Origin of the sequence: Chromobacterium aquaticum (assembly GCF_021129195.1) — a bacterium.
In the GTDB taxonomy this organism is placed as follows: domain Bacteria; phylum Pseudomonadota; class Gammaproteobacteria; order Burkholderiales; family Chromobacteriaceae; genus Chromobacterium; species Chromobacterium aquaticum.
This window is the reverse complement of record NZ_JAJOHW010000244.1, coordinates 1-1,256: the sequence shown is the minus strand read 5'-3', so window position 1 is coordinate 1,256 and position 1,256 is coordinate 1. Positions and strand designations below refer to the sequence as shown.

Annotated in this window: 3 protein-coding genes; all 3 read left to right on the top strand. The window is 66.8% G+C overall.

Translation table 11 applies throughout. The features are described 5' to 3' along the window. On the top strand, positions 1–480 hold a 480-nt coding region (locus tag LQT98_RS23425; protein ID WP_231465612.1), incomplete at its 5' end, for a uroporphyrinogen-III C-methyltransferase. Beyond that, complete coding sequence (locus tag LQT98_RS23420) at positions 477–905, top strand: hemerythrin domain-containing protein (protein WP_231465610.1); 429 nt, start codon at positions 477–479, stop codon at positions 903–905. The genes LQT98_RS23425 and LQT98_RS23420, both read left to right, overlap by 4 nt. Beyond that, positions 902–1,132, top strand: a complete 231-nt coding sequence (locus tag LQT98_RS23415; RefSeq protein ID WP_231465608.1) for a DUF2249 domain-containing protein — start codon at positions 902–904, stop codon at positions 1,130–1,132. Before LQT98_RS23420 ends, LQT98_RS23415 begins: the two co-directional genes overlap by 4 nt. Positions 1,133–1,256: the final 124 nt, after the last annotated feature.

The window sequence follows — 1,256 nt, the reverse complement described above, 5'->3', positions numbered from 1 at the left end:
GCGCTGGGCGCTGCGGCCAGCCTGGCGCTGCCGCTGACCCACCGCGACTACGCCCAGGGCTGCCGCTTCGTCACCGGCCACCGCCGCGAAGGCGCGTCGGCGCTGGCCTGGACCACGGACAGCGGGCCGGAAGAAACCGTGGTGGTCTATATGGGCTTGGGCGAGGCCGCCAATATCGCCGAACAGCTGCTGAGCCACGGCCGCGCGCCGGACACGCCGGTGGCCATCGTCGAACAAGCCTGCATGCCGGGCGAGCGCTGCGTCTGCGGCCGGCTCGCCGAGCTGGGCCGGCTGGCGGAGCAATACCGGCTGCGCGCGCCAGCGCTACTGATCATAGGCGGCGTGGTGAAACTGCATCAGGAACTGACGGCGCTACGCGCCGGCCTGGGCCATGGTTTGGGATTCCTTGATCCCGGTCATTCTGCCGCCCCCGTCGTCGCGACCATACTGCGCGCTCCATCCCACGAGTACACGCCATGAGCGCCATCGACACCCTTGTTGAGCAACACCGCGCCTGCGACGCGCGCTTCGCCGACTGCGAAACCGCGGCCCGCGCGCAGGACTGGGCCCTGGCCCTGGGCCATTTCCAGGCCTTTCGCCAGGATATGGAAGCGCATTTCGCCGTTGAAGAAGACGCGCTGTTCCCGGCTTTCGAAGCCGCCAGCGGCAGCAGCATGGGGCCGACCCGCATCATGCGCATGGAGCATCAGGACATGCGGGATTTGCTGGAGGACATGGACGAGGCGCTGGCCGCGCAACATCTGCAAGCTTTCCTGGGTCTGAACGACACCCTGCTCATCCTGATGCAGCAACACAATATGAAGGAAGAAAACGTGCTCTATCCAATGTGCGCGCAAGCGCTGCCGGAAATGGCGACGTTGATTGCGGAGGGCGCGCAGCCATGACCCCTCAAGACCTGCGCCACCTGGCGCCGCCCGAGCCTATGGAGATCATCCTGGACGCCGCCGAACAGATGCGGCCCGGCGACAGCCGCGCCTGGGTGCTACCCCACCATCCCACTCCGCTGCTGCCCATGCTGGAAAAAGCCGGCCTGCTTTATCGCTTTGAACTGTCGGGAGACGGCGGCGTCGTGCTGATTCTTAGTGCCGGTTCAAAGTCTCGCGAGNNTTGAACAGGCTCTGAGCCGGCTATGAGCCAGGCCTGGCTAGACTACCAGCAGGCGCCGCCACTGTGGCTGCCGCTGGCCCATATGCTGGCCGCGCCCGGCTGGCTGCTGGCGCTGGCGGCCTTGCTGG

Excerpts from the sequence above, each read along its gene's own strand:
- LQT98_RS23420 (WP_231465610.1), top strand. The coding sequence starts at position 477 with ATGAGCGCCATCGACACCCTTGTTGAGCAACACCGCGCCTGCGACGCG.